The sequence below is a fragment of the Microbacterium sp. SA39 genome, assembly GCF_000967865.1.
Classification (GTDB): Bacteria; Actinomycetota; Actinomycetes; order Actinomycetales; family Microbacteriaceae; genus Microbacterium.
In genome coordinates this window covers 278,007-294,263 of record NZ_JXRU01000039.1, presented here as the reverse complement: position 1 = coordinate 294,263, position 16,257 = coordinate 278,007, and the positions used below count along the sequence as shown (strand labels likewise).

General features: G+C 68.3%; 19 protein-coding genes. 8 read left to right on the top strand and 11 right to left on the bottom strand.

What is annotated here, in order from left to right:
- Positions 1-2 precede the first annotated feature (2 nt).
- Both RS85_RS17800 and RS85_RS17795 read right to left on the bottom strand, forming a co-directional pair.
- Complete coding sequence (locus RS85_RS17800; RefSeq protein WP_046014778.1) at positions 3-626, bottom strand: TetR/AcrR family transcriptional regulator; 624 nt, start codon at positions 624-626, stop codon at positions 3-5.
- Between the two features lie 55 nt (positions 627-681).
- Positions 682-1,593 (bottom strand): alpha/beta hydrolase, encoded by a 912-nt coding sequence (locus RS85_RS17795; protein WP_046014777.1) that lies wholly within the window; start codon positions 1,591-1,593, stop codon positions 682-684.
- 104 nt (positions 1,594-1,697) lie between these two features.
- Between RS85_RS17795 and RS85_RS17790 the strand changes: the two genes are divergently transcribed.
- Positions 1,698-2,117: a MarR family winged helix-turn-helix transcriptional regulator gene (locus RS85_RS17790; RefSeq protein WP_046014776.1), complete on the top strand. Its 420-nt coding sequence runs from the start codon at positions 1,698-1,700 to the stop codon at positions 2,115-2,117.
- Here the strand turns inward: RS85_RS17790 and RS85_RS17785 are convergent.
- Positions 2,114-4,867 (bottom strand): ATP-binding protein, encoded by a 2,754-nt coding sequence (locus RS85_RS17785; protein WP_046014993.1) that lies wholly within the window; start codon positions 4,865-4,867, stop codon positions 2,114-2,116. The genes RS85_RS17790 and RS85_RS17785 overlap by 4 nt on opposite strands.
- Before the next feature lie 166 nt (positions 4,868-5,033).
- Here RS85_RS17785 and RS85_RS17780 point away from each other — a divergent pair, with 166 nt between their 5' ends.
- The 3 genes from RS85_RS17780 (at position 5,034) to RS85_RS17770 (ending at position 7,943) form a co-directional block, all read left to right on the top strand.
- The gene (locus RS85_RS17780; RefSeq protein ID WP_046014775.1) at positions 5,034-5,795 is read left to right on the top strand and encodes a MerR family transcriptional regulator; all 762 of its coding nucleotides are present in this window, start codon (positions 5,034-5,036) and stop codon (positions 5,793-5,795) included.
- 54 nt (positions 5,796-5,849) lie between these two features.
- A complete protein-coding gene (locus RS85_RS17775; protein WP_235282483.1) occupies positions 5,850-6,992 on the top strand; it encodes a saccharopine dehydrogenase family protein in 1,143 nt (380 codons plus the stop codon).
- Positions 6,993-7,076: 84 nt separating this feature from the next.
- Positions 7,077-7,943, top strand: coding sequence for an alpha/beta fold hydrolase (locus tag RS85_RS17770; protein ID WP_046014773.1), 867 nt, complete (start codon positions 7,077-7,079; stop codon positions 7,941-7,943).
- 25 nt (positions 7,944-7,968) lie between these two features.
- On the opposite strand, the gene RS85_RS17765 is transcribed toward RS85_RS17770, so the two are convergent.
- Positions 7,969-8,871 (bottom strand): NADP-dependent oxidoreductase, encoded by a 903-nt coding sequence (locus tag RS85_RS17765; RefSeq protein WP_046014772.1) that lies wholly within the window; start codon positions 8,869-8,871, stop codon positions 7,969-7,971.
- 15 nt (positions 8,872-8,886) lie between these two features.
- Positions 8,887-9,624, bottom strand: a complete 738-nt coding sequence (locus tag RS85_RS17760) for an SDR family oxidoreductase (protein ID WP_046014771.1) — start codon at positions 9,622-9,624, stop codon at positions 8,887-8,889.
- 70 nt (positions 9,625-9,694) lie between these two features.
- On the opposite strand from RS85_RS17760, the gene RS85_RS17755 reads away from it, so the two are divergent.
- Together RS85_RS17755 and RS85_RS17750 are read left to right on the top strand one after the other, a co-directional pair.
- The gene (locus tag RS85_RS17755; RefSeq protein WP_046014770.1) at positions 9,695-10,042 is read left to right on the top strand and encodes a MerR family transcriptional regulator; all 348 of its coding nucleotides are present in this window, start codon (positions 9,695-9,697) and stop codon (positions 10,040-10,042) included.
- A gap of 86 nt (positions 10,043-10,128) precedes the next feature.
- A complete protein-coding gene (locus tag RS85_RS17750; protein ID WP_046014769.1) occupies positions 10,129-10,791 on the top strand; it encodes a hypothetical protein in 663 nt (220 codons plus the stop codon).
- Between the two features lie 37 nt (positions 10,792-10,828).
- Here the strand turns inward: RS85_RS17750 and RS85_RS17745 are convergent, their stop codons facing one another.
- On the bottom strand, positions 10,829-11,092 hold the full coding sequence (locus tag RS85_RS17745; protein ID WP_046014768.1) for a hypothetical protein: 264 nt from the start codon (positions 11,090-11,092) through the stop codon (positions 10,829-10,831).
- A gap of 13 nt (positions 11,093-11,105) precedes the next feature.
- On the bottom strand, positions 11,106-11,819 hold the full coding sequence (locus RS85_RS17740; RefSeq protein WP_046014767.1) for an alpha/beta fold hydrolase: 714 nt from the start codon (positions 11,817-11,819) through the stop codon (positions 11,106-11,108).
- A 157-nt stretch (positions 11,820-11,976) separates the two neighbouring features.
- Here RS85_RS17740 and RS85_RS17735 point away from each other — a divergent pair, with 157 nt between their 5' ends.
- A complete protein-coding gene (locus tag RS85_RS17735; RefSeq protein ID WP_046014766.1) occupies positions 11,977-12,222 on the top strand; it encodes a hypothetical protein in 246 nt (81 codons plus the stop codon).
- A 23-nt stretch (positions 12,223-12,245) separates the two neighbouring features.
- On the opposite strand, the gene RS85_RS17730 is transcribed toward RS85_RS17735, so the two are convergent.
- On the bottom strand, positions 12,246-12,845 hold the full coding sequence (locus tag RS85_RS17730) for a TetR/AcrR family transcriptional regulator (RefSeq protein WP_046014992.1): 600 nt from the start codon (positions 12,843-12,845) through the stop codon (positions 12,246-12,248).
- 113 nt (positions 12,846-12,958) lie between these two features.
- Here RS85_RS17730 and RS85_RS17725 point away from each other — a divergent pair, with 113 nt between their 5' ends.
- The gene (locus RS85_RS17725) at positions 12,959-13,906 is read left to right on the top strand and encodes an alpha/beta hydrolase family protein (protein WP_046014765.1); all 948 of its coding nucleotides are present in this window, start codon (positions 12,959-12,961) and stop codon (positions 13,904-13,906) included.
- 21 nt (positions 13,907-13,927) lie between these two features.
- Here RS85_RS17725 and RS85_RS17720 read toward each other — a convergent pair whose 3' ends face one another.
- The 3 genes from RS85_RS17720 to RS85_RS17710 are packed head-to-tail and all read right to left on the bottom strand — an operon-like array spanning position 13,928 to position 16,242.
- Entirely contained in the window at positions 13,928-14,425 is a 498-nt protein-coding gene (locus tag RS85_RS17720) for a universal stress protein (RefSeq protein WP_052703629.1), read from the bottom strand.
- Entirely contained in the window at positions 14,415-15,488 is a 1,074-nt protein-coding gene (locus RS85_RS17715) for a DUF5996 family protein (RefSeq protein WP_200894865.1), read from the bottom strand. The genes RS85_RS17720 and RS85_RS17715 overlap by 11 nt, the downstream gene beginning before the upstream one ends.
- Positions 15,489-15,504: 16 nt before the next feature.
- On the bottom strand, positions 15,505-16,242 hold the full coding sequence (locus RS85_RS17710; RefSeq protein WP_162484841.1) for a flavodoxin family protein: 738 nt from the start codon (positions 16,240-16,242) through the stop codon (positions 15,505-15,507).
- Positions 16,243-16,257: the final 15 nt, after the last annotated feature.

Sequence of the window (16,257 nt, the reverse complement as noted above, 5' to 3'; positions counted from 1 at the left end):
GGTCATTCCTTCCCTGCGAATGCGGTGTACTTCAGTGAATCGAGATGAAGTGCCGCGATGGCCCTCAACGTCGCGACCGGGCTCCCCGACTGCGAGAGCACCCTGATCCCGGAGATCGCGGAGACGACCAGGAGCGCAGCATCCGACGAAGAGAGATCCGACCGCAGCGATTCGTCGGCCATCCCGTCCTCGACCGCGACGGCGAGGAGCGCGACCTGGTCCTCCTGATAGCGACGCAGCATCTCCGCGACGCGGGGATCATGCTCGCCGATGTCAGGAGACATCCGCGTGGCCACGATCATGCAGCCCGCGGCGTGCCCGCGCTCCCGCGCCTCGGCTTCCTCGTCGAGAACGGAGTCGAGCAGCGCCGCCAGCCTTCGCTCGCCCGAGAGCTCCGCATCCGTCAAAATGCCCGACTGCTCCTGCAGCGTGCGCGCGATGTGGCGCTCGAGCGACCGCACGAACAGCTCGTCCTTCGACACGAAGGCGTTGTACAGACTGCTGCGACTGACGCCGGCTGCGGCGCAGAGCTGCTCGGTCGACGTGTCGGCGAACCCGTGCACGCGGAACTGCGCGGTGGATGCATCGAGCACGGCGAGCTCTTCGAATGCGCGTGGTCTGCCCATCCCTCGACGTTATCACTGTTTTGTACTTAGAAATCCAGAACACCGATTGACGCGGTCAGAGATACTCGCCATAGAACGCGGCGAGCCGCCCGACGGCCTGATCGACGTACCGCGGCTCGTCGTACATCTCGTAGTGTCCAGCCCCCTTGATCACGAGCAGATCCACCGGGTTCGGCGCGAGCGACCACAGCTTCATCCCCGCCTCGTATTGACCCGTGTTCCCCTTGCGGCCCGCGATGACGACCTGGAGCGGCTGGGTCAGCAGCGGATCGACGAGGTGGAAGGCGTCGAATCCCAGAAGAACGGAGTCGCCGCGCGCGAGCCGGCGATTCGTCGAGTGCTCGTTCCCGCCGCGCGGAGTGCGGTAGTAGGTGATCCCCTGAGCCGTGTCGATGTCGGTCATCCCGGCCGCCACCGCCTCCTCGACGGTCTCGGGCAGCCAGGCGACCCGGTCGAGCTCTCCGCTGACGGCTTCCCGGGTGCGGGCGGCGGCAAGAGCATCGAGCTCGGCCGCGACGCCGTTCTGCGCGAAGCTGCGGAAGGAGGCGCCGATGTCACCGGCCACGACGGTGCCGAGCGCCTTGATGCGGTGGTCGGTGCGGGCAGTGTGCACGGCGTATCCACCGCCCGCACAGATGCCGAGGGCTCCGATGCGGTCAGGATCGACCCCCGCGACCGTGACGAGCGCGTCGATGGCGTACGAGATGTCCTCCCCGCGGCGGTACGGGTCCTCCAGGTCGCGGGGCTCGCCTCCGCTCTGGCCTTGATGGGCTGGGTCGAAGGTGAGCGCGATGAATCCCTTCGCCGCGAGTCGCGAGGCGTAGTTGGCGCCGATCTGCTCCTTCACGCTGCTGCCGGGCGTGGCGAGGACGATCGCGGGATGCCGGGTGGATTCGTCGAACCCGTCCGGCAGATGGAGGTGGGCGGCGAGAGAGATCGGGCCTCGGGGTATGGAGATGCGCTGCATGACGGAGTTCCTTCCTCATAGGATGACTCTGCTCGAACTGATTCGAGCGTCCGTTTGTACAGAATCGAACTAGTACGAAACTGTACCATTTTCCTGGGGGTTCGATGCCCGAAGCGATCGACGATGACGGCGCTGAGCTCTGGAAGCTGAACCAGCGTCTGCTCACCCGGGTGCTCAACGCCGCCGCCCCGCAGTTCGAGGACGTGGGCATCGAGACGAAGGAGTTCTTCGTCCTCGATGAGGTCGATGCGAGCAGGTACCCCGCCGAACTCGCCGCTCAGCTCATGCTGCCCAAGGCCAGCGTCACGATGTATCTGCGGAACCTGGTGGCGAAAGGGCTCGTGCGACGGGAGATCGATGAGGATGACCTCCGGCGACACCGGCTCACGACCACCGAGAAGGGGCGCGAGGTTCGTGCCGCCGCGCTGGATGCTCTCGCGGTGGAGTTCGCCACGATGATGGGCCGGCTCGACGCTCGTGATCAGGCCGAGTTCCGTCGGATGCTGATCACTCTCCTGACCTAGTCGGGAAGCAAATCCTTCAGCTGTCGGCGCGAGGTGATGCCGAGCTTGGGGAAGATGCTGCGCAGATGCGCTTCGATCGTGCGCGGGCTGAGGAAGAGCTGCGCACCGACTTCCTTCGACGTCGCTCCCGTCGCCACCAGGCGGGCGATCTGCAGCTCGTGGGCGGTGAGGGAACCGGCCGGGTGGGCCGACCTCTTCCGGGGGTTCTCGCCCGTGGCGCGAAGCTCGCGGGCGGCGCGGGCGGCGAAGGCCTCCGCCCCCATGGAGGCGAGCGAATCGTGGGCGATGCGGAGCTGCTCGCGAGCATCCTGACGGCGACCCTCTCGGCGCAGCCACTCCCCGAACACGAGATGGGTGCGGGCGAGATGACCGTTCATCCCGGATGCCCGCAGCCTTTCGAGCGCTTCCCGGTAGTGCCCCTCGGCGGCCTCGTCGGCACTGACGAGCGCGCGCGAGCGCGCCGCGAGTCCGAGTGCCCAGTCGGTACCGCTCGCGTCGGCCCGCATGCAGAGCTCCGCGAGTGCGGTCTCGGCGATGGCGCGCTCATCCGCCCGGACGGCGGCCTCGACCAGCTCCGGCAGCGTGATGCTGCTGTTCGAGATCTCATCGGTCTGACGCGCCCGCACCGCAGCGGCGACCGCCGCAGGGTAGTTGCCCAGCCCGTTGTGCAGCACCGCCAGCGCATAGTGCGCCGTCGCGACCGCCGCCCCCTCCGTCCGCGGCGCCGAGCCCTGCGTGCGCGTCGCGTGCAGCCGAAGGGTCTCGTCCTCGCGTCCGCACCATGCAGCCAGGAAGAGTTGGCCGAAAGGCTGAGGGATCGCACCCGTCGCCGTCGTGATGGCCGCTCCCTCGGCAGCCGCTTCTTCCGCCTGTGTGAGCTCGCCGCCGAGCACCAGCATCGCAGTGTGCGCGGCGAGAGCCCCCGGAAGGGTCGTCAGCGCACCCAGCTCGCGTGCCAGTCGCACGTTGCGGACCGCCAGGATCCGGGCCGCCTCTGCGTCGAAGAGCCCGGCGGCGCTCCGCGTGGCCAGCCACATCCATCGACGGCTTCCCATCTGTCCCACGGCTTCGCCGTCGAAGCCGTGGTCTCGGAAGGCCTCGAGCGCACGATGCATCGCAGGAGCGCCGGCCGCGTACCCCTCGGTGAACGTGACGATGAGTGCGTCGAGCAGATCGTCGGCCGGCAGCGGTGGCCCAGGCGGCGCGGGTGCCGCGAGAGCCGCACGCGCCACAACTGCTGCGCCGCGCTTCTCGGCCGTTCCCCCGATGATCATCGCCGCGTCCAGGGCGTGCAGGTAGGTCTCGCGCGACAGCGAGGCGTCCAGCGGCGCCAACGTCTCGGCCGCGTCGAGCAGCATGCCCGGTGCGTCGCTCCCCTCCGTGCGGTGGAAGGCGAGCCGCGCGCGGAGCAGCTCGACGCGCGCGCGCTGCAGGTCGTCGAGCGGACCGGCGGATGCCATCGTCGCGAGCTCCAGAGCGGCCGCGAACTCCCCGGCGTCGTGTCTGGCGTGCGCAGCCTCGAGCGCCCGTCTGGCGCGGTCGACGGGCGCCGGCGTCAGCTCCGCCGCCCGCTGCAGGAAGACGGCCGCAGCGGCCGCACCGCCGCGGGCCAGCGTTCGCGCGGCCGAGTGCTCCAGCTCCAGCGCCGCGTCCTCGTCAGTCCCCAGCACGGACTGCGACCGGTGCCACGCGCGCCTATCGGGATCGACGTGTCGATCCGTCGCAGCGGCCAGCGCCTCGTGCGCCCGGCGTCGCTCCGCCGGCGTGGCCGCGCGATAGACGGCGGAGCGTACGAGCGGATGCCGGAACTGCACGCGCGCGCGGATCTCGACCAGGCCGGATGCCTCGGCCGGCGCGGCATCCTCCCTGTCCAATCCGACGTTCTCGACTGCGCGCCACAGCAGCGGAGCATCGCCGGTCGGGTCTGCGGCGGCGAGGAGGAGCAGCATCTGGGCGCCCTCCGCCAGCCCGGCCGAACGCTGCCGGAAGGTCTCCTCGATGCGCCGCGGAACGCTGAGCGCGTCGGGTGGCTCGAATCCGCCGGCCCAGCCTTTGAAGCTGCGCGGCAGCTCGAGCAGTGCGAGCGGGTTACCGCCCGCTTCGGCGAGGATCCGCTCGCGAATACCTTCATCGAAGGGCGTACGGAACTCCTCGGCGAGCAGAAGGAGAGCGTCGGTCTCGCCGAGGCCCGTCAGCCGCAGTTCCGGCGCCAGATCGACGAACACGTCGATCTGGCCATCCCCGACCTCGCGTCGCGCGAAAAGGAAGGCGATACGCTCCGCCGTGATCCGACGGGTCACGAACGCCAGAACCTGCGCAGACGCATGGTCCAGCCACTGCGCGTCATCGATGAGGCACAGAAGAGGCTGCGCCTCCGCGGCTTCGGTGAGCAGATTCAGCGTCGCCAACCCGACCAGGAAGTAGTCCGGAACCGTTCCGCCGCGCAGCCCGAACGCGACGTTGAGCGCCGACTCCTGCGGCTGAGGGAGGGCGCTCATCCGGTCGAGCAGCGGCGCGCAGAGCTGATGCAGTCCCGCGAACGCGAACGGGGTCTCGGCTTCGACACCCGTGCAGCGCTCGACGCGGAAACCTTCGGTGAACGCGTGCTCGCGCGCATGATCCAGCAGCGCCGTCTTGCCGATGCCGGCTTCCCCGCGCACCACGAGAGACCCGCTGCGCCCGACCTTCGCCTCGGCCAGCAGTGCTTCGACGACATCGCGTTCCGCGCGGCGCCCTAGGAGATTCGTCAGGTCTGCTCCCGCCGGATGGGGGTGGGTGTGTCCCCACCACAGGGTACTGCGGGACGCGATTAGGTGAAAGACACCGACGCGAGCACACGCACCGCGCTGGGAGTCTGGCGACACGGCAGAGACGGCATGGGCCGAAACCGCAGGACCGACACCAGGAGACGAAGAAGTGACGTGGAGCACGCGGGAGCTCGCAGATCTGGCGGGCACGACGGTCAACACCATCCGGCACTATCATTCGCTGGGCCTTCTGACGGCACCGGAGCGACGATACAACGGCTATAAGGAGTACCGGGTGCACCATCTCGTGCGCCTCATCCAGCTGCGGCGGGTCGTGGAGCTCGGGGTTCCGCTCGCCCACGTCGATGTCGCCGCGGGGCACGGGATCGCCTCGCACGATGAGTTGCGAGAGCTGGATGAGCGGGTCGTGGCCGAGATGGAGCGCCTGCAGCGCGCACGGTCCGACATCGCCGCCCTGCTCAGTGTGCGGGCACCCGTCGACACACCTCGAGGCTTCGAGGCCATCGCCGCCGATCTTTCGGAGCCCGACCGGTCCCTCATCCAGATCCTCACCCGGCTGCACGACGAGGCCTCGGTGTCGCGACTGAAGCAGATGGTGGCAGACGAGTGCGCGGAAGGCCGGAAAGCGTTCACGGCCCTGCTTCCCGACGCCTCGGAGGCCGACCGGCGCCGGGTCGCGTCCCTCCTGGGATCGGACGGTGCCAACTGGCGCTCCACGGACCGCCCGTGGCTGGTCGCCGGCACCGGTCACCGCCGTGCGAACAGTCAGGAGACGCGGGCCGCGCTCGCCGAAATCGTCGTCGAGCTCTTCAACTCGGCACAGCGCGACGTGCTCCGCCGCATCGCCGTCGCGGCGGATTCGGCAGAGATCCAGCGTCTCCGCCGAATCCCCGAAGTTCAGTCGGCCTGAGCCGACCTCGGGTGCGGAGTTCCCGCTGATCGACGATTCAAGATGGAGAGCAGTGTGAACAGAGAGTTCGATCTCGTGGTGTTCGGAGCGACCGGATTCACGGGTCGCCGCGCGGCGGAGTACATCCGAGACCACGCCCCGGCGGGACTGCGGTGGGCTGTGGCCGGGCGGAATGCCGAGCGACTCGCGCAACTCGAGACGGGCGCAGCCGTCGTGGTCGCTGATGCGACCGACCCCGCACAGTTGACTGCTCTGGCCGCACGGACACGTGTCGTCCTGAACATGGCGGGGCCGTTCCGACAATTCGGCGATCCCCTGGTCGATGCGTGCGTCGATGAGGGAACCCACTACATCGACATCAGCGGCGAGGTCAGTCGGATCCGCGAACTTATCGATCGACATCACGCGGTCGCGACCCGGAAGGGCGTGGCGATCGTCCCTTTCGGCGGAGTGAGCTCCACTCCGGCGGACATCGCGGCAGCTGTCGCGGATCAGCGTCTCGGCGGTCTCCTGCACACTGCGTCGCTCATCGTCCGCATCCGTGGAGGCATGTTCAACGGCGGCACGGTGGCCAGCATGATCGAGGCGAGCGAGAACGGCGACGACGCGGAAGAACGAGACCCTCTCCTGCTCGGCCCGGAAGGGAGAACGCCACGGCCGGGCGAGAAGGATCCCCGCGGGATGACGTTCGATCGCCGGTTGCGCGCGTGGCTGGTTCCGTCGCCGATGGGGGTTTCGGACACTCGGGCGATCAGGCTCGCATCATCGCTCCGCGGACAGGACGTGACCGTCCAGGAGCATCTGGCTTTCGACGGGTGGGCGGGCCTGTTCCCGGCTGTTCAGCTTCAGGCAGGGCTCGCGGTGATCGCCGCTCTATTGAAGTTCCGCCGGGGACGAGCACTCTTGAGCCGCCTCGTCCCGCCCGGAAACGGACCGAGCGAGGAGCAGATCGCTCAGGGCTTCTATCGACTCGATCTGCATGGAATGGATGCGCGAGGTTCGGAGACCGTCGTCCACGTCTCGGGAGCCGGCGATCCGGCGAACAGGATCACCGTCACTTCTGCGGCTGAGATCGCGTTGAACATGGCGGACCCGGCCGCACCGGTTCCGTTGCGCGGTGGAGTGGTTCCTCCTTCCATCGCCCTGGGAGCCTCGTTCGCCGAACGCCTCACGTCCGCGGGGATCATCTTCGACTGACGTCGGGTGCGGCCTTGACCGTGTGGCAGGCACAGGGTCTTCGATGAGAACGACCGAACGACCGACCGAGAGAACGGACTCCCCATGCCCGCTGTCCACCACCGTACCGTGCTCGTCGACGGGCACGAGGTCTTCTATCGCGAGGCAGGACCCGCCGACGCCCCGGTGCTGCTGCTCCTGCACGGCTACCCGACCAGCTCGCACATGTTCCGGCACCTGATCCCGGCCCTGGGCGACACGCATCGGGTGATCACGCCGGATCACATCGGCTTCGGCCGTTCGGCGGCGCCGTCGGTCGACGAGTTCCCCTACACGTTCGATGCCCTGACGGAGGTGACGCGCGGTTTCCTCCGCGAACTCGGCGTCACGCGGTACACCGTGTACGTGCAGGATTACGGCGCACCCATCGCCTGGCGCCTCGCGCTGGCCGATCCGGATGCCGTCGAGGGAGTCATCTCGCAGAACGGCAACGCCTACGAGGAGGGATTCGTCCCGGAGTTCTGGACGCCGATCTGGGCGTATCACGAGGATCCGTCCGACGAGAACGAAAGGGCACTGCGCCCGGCCTTGGAGAGGGATGCCGTCGAGTGGCAGTACCTGCACGGCGTGCCCGACCCGACCCTCGTCGATCCCGATGCGTGGGAGCACGACCTCGCGCTCCTTGCCCGACCGGGAGTCGACCGCGCGCAGCTGCACCTCTTCGGCGACTACGCGACCAATCGGGCGCTCTACCCTGCGCTGCAGGAGTGGCTGCGCGCCAGTCGGGTGCCCGTGCTCGCCGTCTGGGGCCGCAACGACGAGATCTTCGCCGCGGCCGGCGCTGAGGCCTTCCGGCGGGACTCACCCGACGCGCGTATTGAACTCCTCGACGCCGGGCACTTCCTGCTCGAATCGAACCTCGACGACGTCGTGCGCATCATCCGCGACTGGCTGCGCGCCCGCAGGGCCTGACCCGCGAGTGCTCAGCCCGTCGAACTCAGGGCACGCTGACCACGACTTTGCCGACTCCGCCGGCGGCCAGCTCGTGCGCCTTCGCGATGGACGCGAGCGGAAGCACCTGATCGACCCGCGGCGAGAAGAGCCCGCGGCGGCCGAGGTCGGCTGCGCGTTCGAGAAGGGCCGAATCGTTGGCAGCATCCACGGCACGGATGCCGAACTTCGAGGCCGCGCCCTTGTCGGCGACGGTCACGACGCGCGCCGCATCCCCCACGATCGCCAGCAGATCGGGAAGCGACGGCGAAGGCGCGGCGTGCACCGCCGCACGCACGCCTTCCGGCGCGATCGCGGCGACACGATCGGCGAGGCCAGGACCGTACGTGGTCGGGACGACTCCGAGAGCGGTGAGGTGCTCGTGGTTCTCCGGTCGGGCCGTGCCGATCACCCGTGCGCCGGCGGCGAGCGCGAACTGCGCCGCCGCACTGCCGACTGCACCGGATGCTCCCTCGATCAGGATCGTCCGGCCGTCGAGGTCACCGAGCGCGTCGACCGCTCCGGCCGCGGTGACGGAGGCGAGCCCTGCGGCAGCCGCCTGCTCGACGGTCCATTCTGGGGGCACGGCACTCCAGGCCGTCAGCACCGCGAACTCCGCCGTGGTGTCGCTCACCCCACCGAGCCCGAAGACGAGATCGCCGACGCGGGCGGTCGTCACTCCATGGCCGATCTCGTCGATCACGCCGACTGCATCGCGACCGGGGATCGCCGGCAGCGGCAGCGGAAGAAACGCCTGCAGGGCACCCGCCCGCAGCAGGTAGTCGATCGGGTTGACGCTCACCGCTCGCACGGCGATACGCACCGAGTTCGGGCCGGCATGCGGTTCGGGAGCCTCGTCGACGATCAGGACGTCGGGATCTCCGTAGGTGTGGAAACGTGCAGCGCGCATGTTGTTCGTCTTTCTTCAGGCGATCGCGAAGCCGAGCTGGGCGTAGAACGGCGACGGATCCTTGTCGAGGGAAGCCTTCACTCCGCGCGTCCAGTCGTCGGCGAGCACCTCGATGTCGCCGCGCTCCGTGCCGTCGAGGATTGCGGTGGCGATGTCCGCCGGGTCTTCCTTGGGTCCGTCGTATCCTGCCGAGAAGTCCGTGTCGAACGCCCCGGCATGAGCGGCCACGACCCGAGTGCCCTGCTCGGCGAGCTCGAGCCGGAAGCCGTTGGTGAGGGCCCAGGCCGCGGCCTTGCTCGCGTGGTATCCGTTCGTGCCCGGGTGCGCGAACCACGACTGCGCGGAGAGCACGTTGACGATCGTGCCTCCCCCGCCGGCGGCGAGACCGGGGGCGAACGCCCGCACCATGTGCAGGATGCCGCGGCTGTTGGTATCCATCTCGGCCTCCAGGTCGGCCAGCGGGCTGTGCATCAGGGTTCCCGGCCGGTTGATGCCGGCGTTGTTGATGAGCATGGTCACGTCGGGTGCCGCCGCGGCCGCGGCTGCGATCTGTGCAGCATCCGTCACGTCGAGTTGGATGGGGATCACGCCGGGGAGGTCGATGCTCTCGGGGTTGCGCGCGCCGGCATAGACCTTCGCCGCACCGCGCTCGAGCAGCTGCTGGACGAGGATGCGGCCGAGGCCACGGTTGGCGCCCGTCACAAGGGCGACGGATCCGACGATGGGTGAGGAAGACGTGTGATTCGTGGTCATGGTGATACCGTAAGACCTGACGTTGACGTCAGGTGCAAGTCCCGAGTCGCAAGTGAGCGAGGAGCGAGTCATGAGAATCGGCGAATTGGCGGCGCGAGCCGGCGTGAGCGTGCGCGCCCTGCGCTACTACGAGGAGCAGGGCCTGCTGCACAGCGAGCGCACGCCCGGCGGTCAGCGCGAATACGACGAGGCGGCGGTCCAGCGCGTGGCTTTCTTCCAGATCATGTACGCCGCAGGGCTGTCGAGCAAGCGGATCGCCGAGATGCTCCCGTGCATCGACAGCGGCACGACGGACGTCGACCAGCGACGGATGTTGGAAGACGAGCATCGGCGCATCGTGTCGCGCATCGACGAGCTCATCGACGTGCGCGATCGCCTGGAGGTCATCATCACCGCAGCATCCGACCGCGCCGCCTGATCGAGCGGACGATATGACACGGTGTCACTTGTTCTCATGACACCGGCGCACTACTCCCGCGAACCGCGATGGAGTGCGATGGAAACATGACCACTCCGCAGATATCCACCGAGCCTTCCGCACGCGTGCCGTTCTGGCGACGACCCTTCCGGGTCGTGCGCGAGAACATGCGCGTCTACCTGATCCTCAACGCGGCGGCCTATGGGCTCGCCGTCATCGGGTTCGTGATCGGCCTCATCTTCCCCGACCTCGTCGCCGCCGAGGCGGCCGGGCTGGAAGCGAACGGCACCGGCGAGCTGGTGCGCTGGCTCTTCAACACTCCCCCGCTGTTCGCCCTGATGATCCTCGTCGTGAACATCTTCCGCCTGAGCGCCCTGACGATCGTGCTGCCGTCGCTGATCGTCCCGTTCGCCGGCCTCGCGTTCTTCGGGCACTGGGCAGTGACGACGGGCATTACCCTCGTCCAGACCACGCCCGCGGGATGGGTCGCCATGATCCCGCACTCCCTGACCTTCCTGATCGAGCTGCAGGCGTACATCCTCTTCCTGCTCGGCGCGTTCCTGATCGGCAAGTACTGGCTGTCCCCGCGCACCGCGCAGGCGAAGAACCGGCGCCAGGGTTATCTGCGTGGCCTCCGCCAGCTGGGCCTGCTCGCGCTCCCGGCGCTCGTGCTGCTGATCATCGGCGCCGTCTGGGAGGCGTACTCGCTGCGCTACCTGGTGGGTCCGCTCGGGCAGCTGCTGCTCTGAGACGCGCACCTGCGCGCCGTCCTGGCTGCCCTGCGCATCACCTGAGAACCGCGCCGTCAGGCCCGGTTCCGGCATCCCGCCGCTTCAGGGCGCGGCTGAGGAGGATCTTCCCGATCGCCGCCGCGATGAGCAGGCCGAGCGCCACGTACTGCAGAGCGCCGGCGCTGAGGAAGAATCCGGACACTCCCGAGGGGAGCGTCTTGAACAGACCGAAGTCGAAGTAGTGGTATCCGACGTACGCGAGGAACAGCATCGCGGAGAGAAGGATCACGGCGTTGAGGACGAGGCTGAGGATCTTCATGCTGCAAGCCCGCTCAGCCCAGTTCGGCGATCGCCTCGCCGATGAGGTCGGCGACGGCTTCCGGGTTCGAGACCATGACCGAGTGCGAAGCCCCGTCGATCTCGACGGTCTTCTTCGAACCCGCCCGATCGGCCATGAACCGCAGCCCCTCGGCAGGGATGTTCTTGTCTCCGGTGCCGAAGATGAACCACGACGGCAGCGTCTTCCAGGCCGGGGTCGTCGACGGCTGAGCCTCGCCGAGTGCGAAGTCGCGGATGGGGCGCTGCGTCGCCGCGGCGATCCGAGCATCCGCGATGTCCACGTCGGCCGCGAACTGGTTCGGGAACAGTTCGCGGTCGACGATGAGGTCGTTGGTGCCGTCTTCGAGCGGATAGGCGCGAACGGTATCGCCGAGGGTGCTGCCCTCGAACTGCCCGGTCAGTCCGAGCGCCGTCTCCCCCTGGTCGGGAGCGAACGCCGCGACATAGACGAGGCCCTTCACCGCCTCGCTCCCCACGGCGGCTTCGGTGATCACGGCGCCTCCGTAGGAGTGACCGACCAGGAGGACGGGCCCGTCGACCGACTCGACGGCGCTGCGCACGTTCGCGGCATCCGTCGTCACGCTTCGCAGGGGATTCGGCGTCGCGAACGCCGGGACACCGCGCATCTGCAGGGCGCTGATCACGCCGCTCCAGCTCGACGATTCGGCGAAAGCGCCGTGGACGAGGACGACTGTGATCTCGGTCATGAGTTCTCCTTCAAAGGGCCGCGCGAGGCAGGATGCAGCCATGGAACACCGTGTTGCTGCCACAGGGTCAACCCCTTCTGCGACCCGGGGCGGGTGCTTCGCTCGCCCCGACACGAACGCTTGACCATGTGGCAGCAACATGATGTGAAGTGACCTCATGACGAACAACGACGGTCAGCACTGGTTTCAACGCTGCAGCAAGTCCGCGCAGGAGTGGCTCCTCCACAACCCCGGGATGCCCCTGACCACCGAGGCCATGGACGCCGTGATCGGTGCCGGTGGATCTCTCGTCCGCAGATCGGCCTCCGGCGACGCGCAATCCGAGGCGTACTACCTCCATCCCTCCGACAGCGCCTATCTCGTCGAGCTGCGAGCGGCCGGCGTCACGGTGGGCAATCGGTAGACCGGGATGCTCCCGGCTTCAGATCAGGCGGTGGGGTCGTCAGCTCCCGAAGCGAGCACTCCTGAGATGAGCAGCTGCACGAGGGCACCCGCGTCGTAACGAGGGTCGGAGCCTGCGCCGATGCAGAGATTTCCGATGCCCTTGAGCACGTTGTAGCCATCGGCCGAGCCCGCCGCACGCTCCGGCCCGAGGGCCGCCTCGAGAAGTGAGCCACAGACCGGAACCAGACGCTCGACGAAGTAGGTGTGCAGGGCACGCGCGTCCGCGGTCGTGCCCTGCAGCGCACCGGCGAGCCCGTGCTTGGTGACCAGGAAGTCGACGAACAGGGCGACCCAGGCACGCAGCGCCGTCTCCGGCGTCGCACTCTCTGCCAGCAACCGGGGGCCGGCATCGGCGCACGCCTCCACCTGGTGCCGATACACGGCGACCACGAGATCTGGCCGTGTCGGAAAGTGCCGGTAGATCGTGCCGACCCCGACGCCGGCTCGAGCCGCGATCTCGCGAACGGGCGCGTCGACGCCCGATTCCACGAAGACGGACGCTGCAGCGTCGAGCAGCAGCTGAGCGTCACGGCGCGGGCGACCCACCTGCCGCCCGGCGTCCCCGATCTGATCGTCCGACATGAACTCTCTTTCTGCGCGCACCATCGGCTTGCATTACGGATCACTGTTCCGTAATGTTATGGATCGTTGTTCCGATATCAGTATCGCAGACCAGCCAGCCGGAAAGGCATCTCATGAGTTCCTCCCTCGCGCACACCCTCGACGCCATCGTCGGCGAGGGTGCACCCGTGGTGTCCGTCGCCCCCGTCGAGCTGTCCGCCCCCGGCCGCCCCGTGCCGCTCCAGGTACGCGTGTCCGCCCCGGCATCCGGCACCGACCTCCCGGTCGTGCTCTTCTCGCACGGCAACGGCTGGAACCTCGACGGCTACGCCCCGCTCACGGCATTCTGGGCCTCCCGCGGATTCGTCGTCATCCAGCCGACCCACCTCGACTCCCGACGGAACGGGTTCGGGTTCGACCATCCGGTGTTCCCCTCGATCTGGACGGAGCGGATCGCAGATCTCACCCGCATCCTCGACCAGCTCGATGCCATCGAAGCGGCCGTCCCGGGCCTCGCCGGCCGGATGGACCGCAGTCGCGTCGCCGTCACCGGCCACTCCTGGGGCGGGCAGACCGCGCAGGCCCTGCTCGGTGCGCGGATCCTCGACGAGGCAGGAGAGGTCGGTGACGACATGTCCGACAGCCGCGTGAGTGCGGGGATCCTCTTCGCGGCGACCGGTCTCGCAGGCGACGATCTGCACCCGTTCGCGCAGGCGAACTTCCCGTTCATGCGTCCGTCGTTCGCCGAGCTCACCACACCGACCCTGGTCGTGGCCGGCGACCACGACCAGTCGAAGATGTCGAGCCGCGGACCCGACTGGTTCACCGACGCCTACACGCACAGCCCGGGCGCCACCGACCTCCTCACCTTCTTCGGTGCCGAGCACGGACTCGGCGGGATCGTCGGCTACGAGGTCGCGGAGACGACGGATGAAGACCCGCAGCGAGTCGCCGTCATCCAGCGACTCAGCACCGCCTACCTCCGAACCGCGCTGCACGTCGACGAGAGCAGCTGGCCCGCTGCCCGCGCCGCATTCATCGACGGCATCGAGCCCATCGGTCGAGTCGACAGCAGGCGCTGAGCGCTGCAGCGCCGCGATCTGTCACGTCAGGGTGCGGCTCCGCCAGGGATGGACGACCCCGGTGGGGACGATGACGACGGGGCGCGACTGGTGGCGGGCGAGTCGGAGAGCGACCGAACCGTTGAGGAATTCGCGAACGGCCGCGCCGATCTCGTCCCGGCGGGTGCCGATCACGAACATCGATGCGTGTGTCCGCTCGGCGAGATCGTGCAGTGCCATCGCGGGGTCGCCCACGTGCTGGAGAACCGTCCAGCGCGCCGGCGAGTCCGTCAGAGCCACGTCGGCCTCGGCCTGGACGACGGCAAGATCTCTTCGGCCGCGCCGCAATGCTTCGCTGACCGCCTCGCCCGGAGCGGCGCCGTCCGGATCCGGCGCGTCGATCACCCGGCTCGTGTCGATGTGGGCGACGATGAGCGGCACGCCCGTCGCCACCGCGAGCGCGCTCGCATGTCGCAGGACCGCGGGGTCGCCACCGGGGATGTGCCCCGCGATCACCGCACCCTCATACTCAGTCGTCACGATGACCTTCCGTCATGTCTTCGAGCCGCTCGAGGTGGGTCCGCTCCACCGAGGGTCGTTCCTTCGTCAGTGATTCGTACGGTGATCGATCGCGCGAAGGAGCCGGCGGTGACCTGGTGCGGCGGACGTGGTCCCATCGGCTCGGATCGTCTTCGAGCATGTCCCTGTCCCAGCCGCCGTGTTCGGCGGCGGCCCGGTACGCGCCGTGCAGGAACTCGAGCACCGCCCCATCGGGATCCTCGGCGTCGGCCACCATCTCGTAGGGCAGCAGGAACTGACCGTTCTCGACGCTGTAGTAGGCGCCGTCCACGCCGATCGGATGCTCCGCGAACCCCTCCGGTTCCGGATACGCATACGCGTAGAACGCGCCCTGCTCTCCGCCGCCGGGCCAGAATCCGCAACTGAAGAGCTCCTTCGAGTACCCCTCCACCATCACCCAGTCGCCGACGTTGGGAGCGCCGCCGGGGTGCTCCGGCGCATCCCTGCCAGAGAAACGGGTGCAGGCGAGGTCCATCGACCCCCAGAAGAAGTGGACGGGGCTGACCTTGCCGACGAAATGCGACCGGAACTCCTCCATGGTCCGGTGCGCCTGCATCAGCTGCTCCCAGAACAGGCGAGCCGCCGCCGGGTCGTAGGACGCGTGCTCGGTGTCCTGCGCGAACGGGATCGCGGATTCCACCTCGTTGGGCCCCGAGGAGATCTCCGCGTCGATGCCCAACTCGCTCAGAGCGCGCAGGACCCGGTCGTGGAATCCCGCGACCGGCACCGCCTCCAGTCGGATGTTCCGTGATCCGCCGTCACTGCTGCGAATCCGGAGTCGATGGTCGATGAAGTCGAACTCGAGATCGAAGAGCCGACGACCGGCCGGGATGCTGCCCGTGCTCAGCCCGCGAGGAGTGACGTACAGCGTCACCTGCCACCAGTGGTTCACCAGCGGTGCGTGCGCGAGCCGCACCTTGCCGACGATCTGCGTCCACATGTGCAGCGTGTCGCGAGTCGCCGTCCAGTCATCCACCCTCAGACGCGGCCAGCCTGTGGCCTCCGAGGTCGTGTCCGTGCTCATGTTCTCTCCGTCCCGCTCAGCGGTACTCGGGGTTGAGCTGGTGCGGGGAGCAACCCGCCGCCCACTCACTGCGGCGGTTGCCGTAGGCGGGAACACCTCCGGCGCCCTTGAGCATGGCCGCGAGGTGCAGCAGGTTGTACGTCATGAACGTCGTGTTGCGGTTCGTGAAGTCGTTCTCCGGGCCGCCCGACCCCGGATCGAGATACCCCGGTCCGGGTCCGGCCTCGCCGATCCAGCCGGCGTCGGCTTGCGGCGGGATGGTGTAGCCCAGGTGCTGCAGGCTGTACAGCACGTTCATGGCGCAGTGCTTGACCCCGTCCTCGTTGCCCGTGATGAGGCAACCCGCGACCCGGCCGTAGTACGCGTACTGGCCCGCGTCGTTGAGCTGTGCGGAGCCGCCGTACAGACGCTCGATCACCCGCTTCATCACCGAGCTGTTGTCGCCCAGCCAGATCGGACCGGCGAGGACCAGGATGTCGGAGGCGAGCACCTTCCGGGAGAGTTCGGGCCACTCGTCGACATCCCAGCCGTGCTCGGTCATGTCCGGCCACACCCCGGTCGCGATATCGCGATCGATCGCGCGCACCACTTCGACCTCCGCGCCGTGATCGCGCATGATCTGGCTGCTGATGCGGATCAGCCCATCCGTGTGGCTGGGCTCGGGCGACCGCTTCAGGGTCGCATTGATGAACAGCGCCCGGATCCCCTCGAATCGCGGCATCGTCGCGCCGTCATCCGAACTCCTATCGATCATCAGAGACACCTTCCT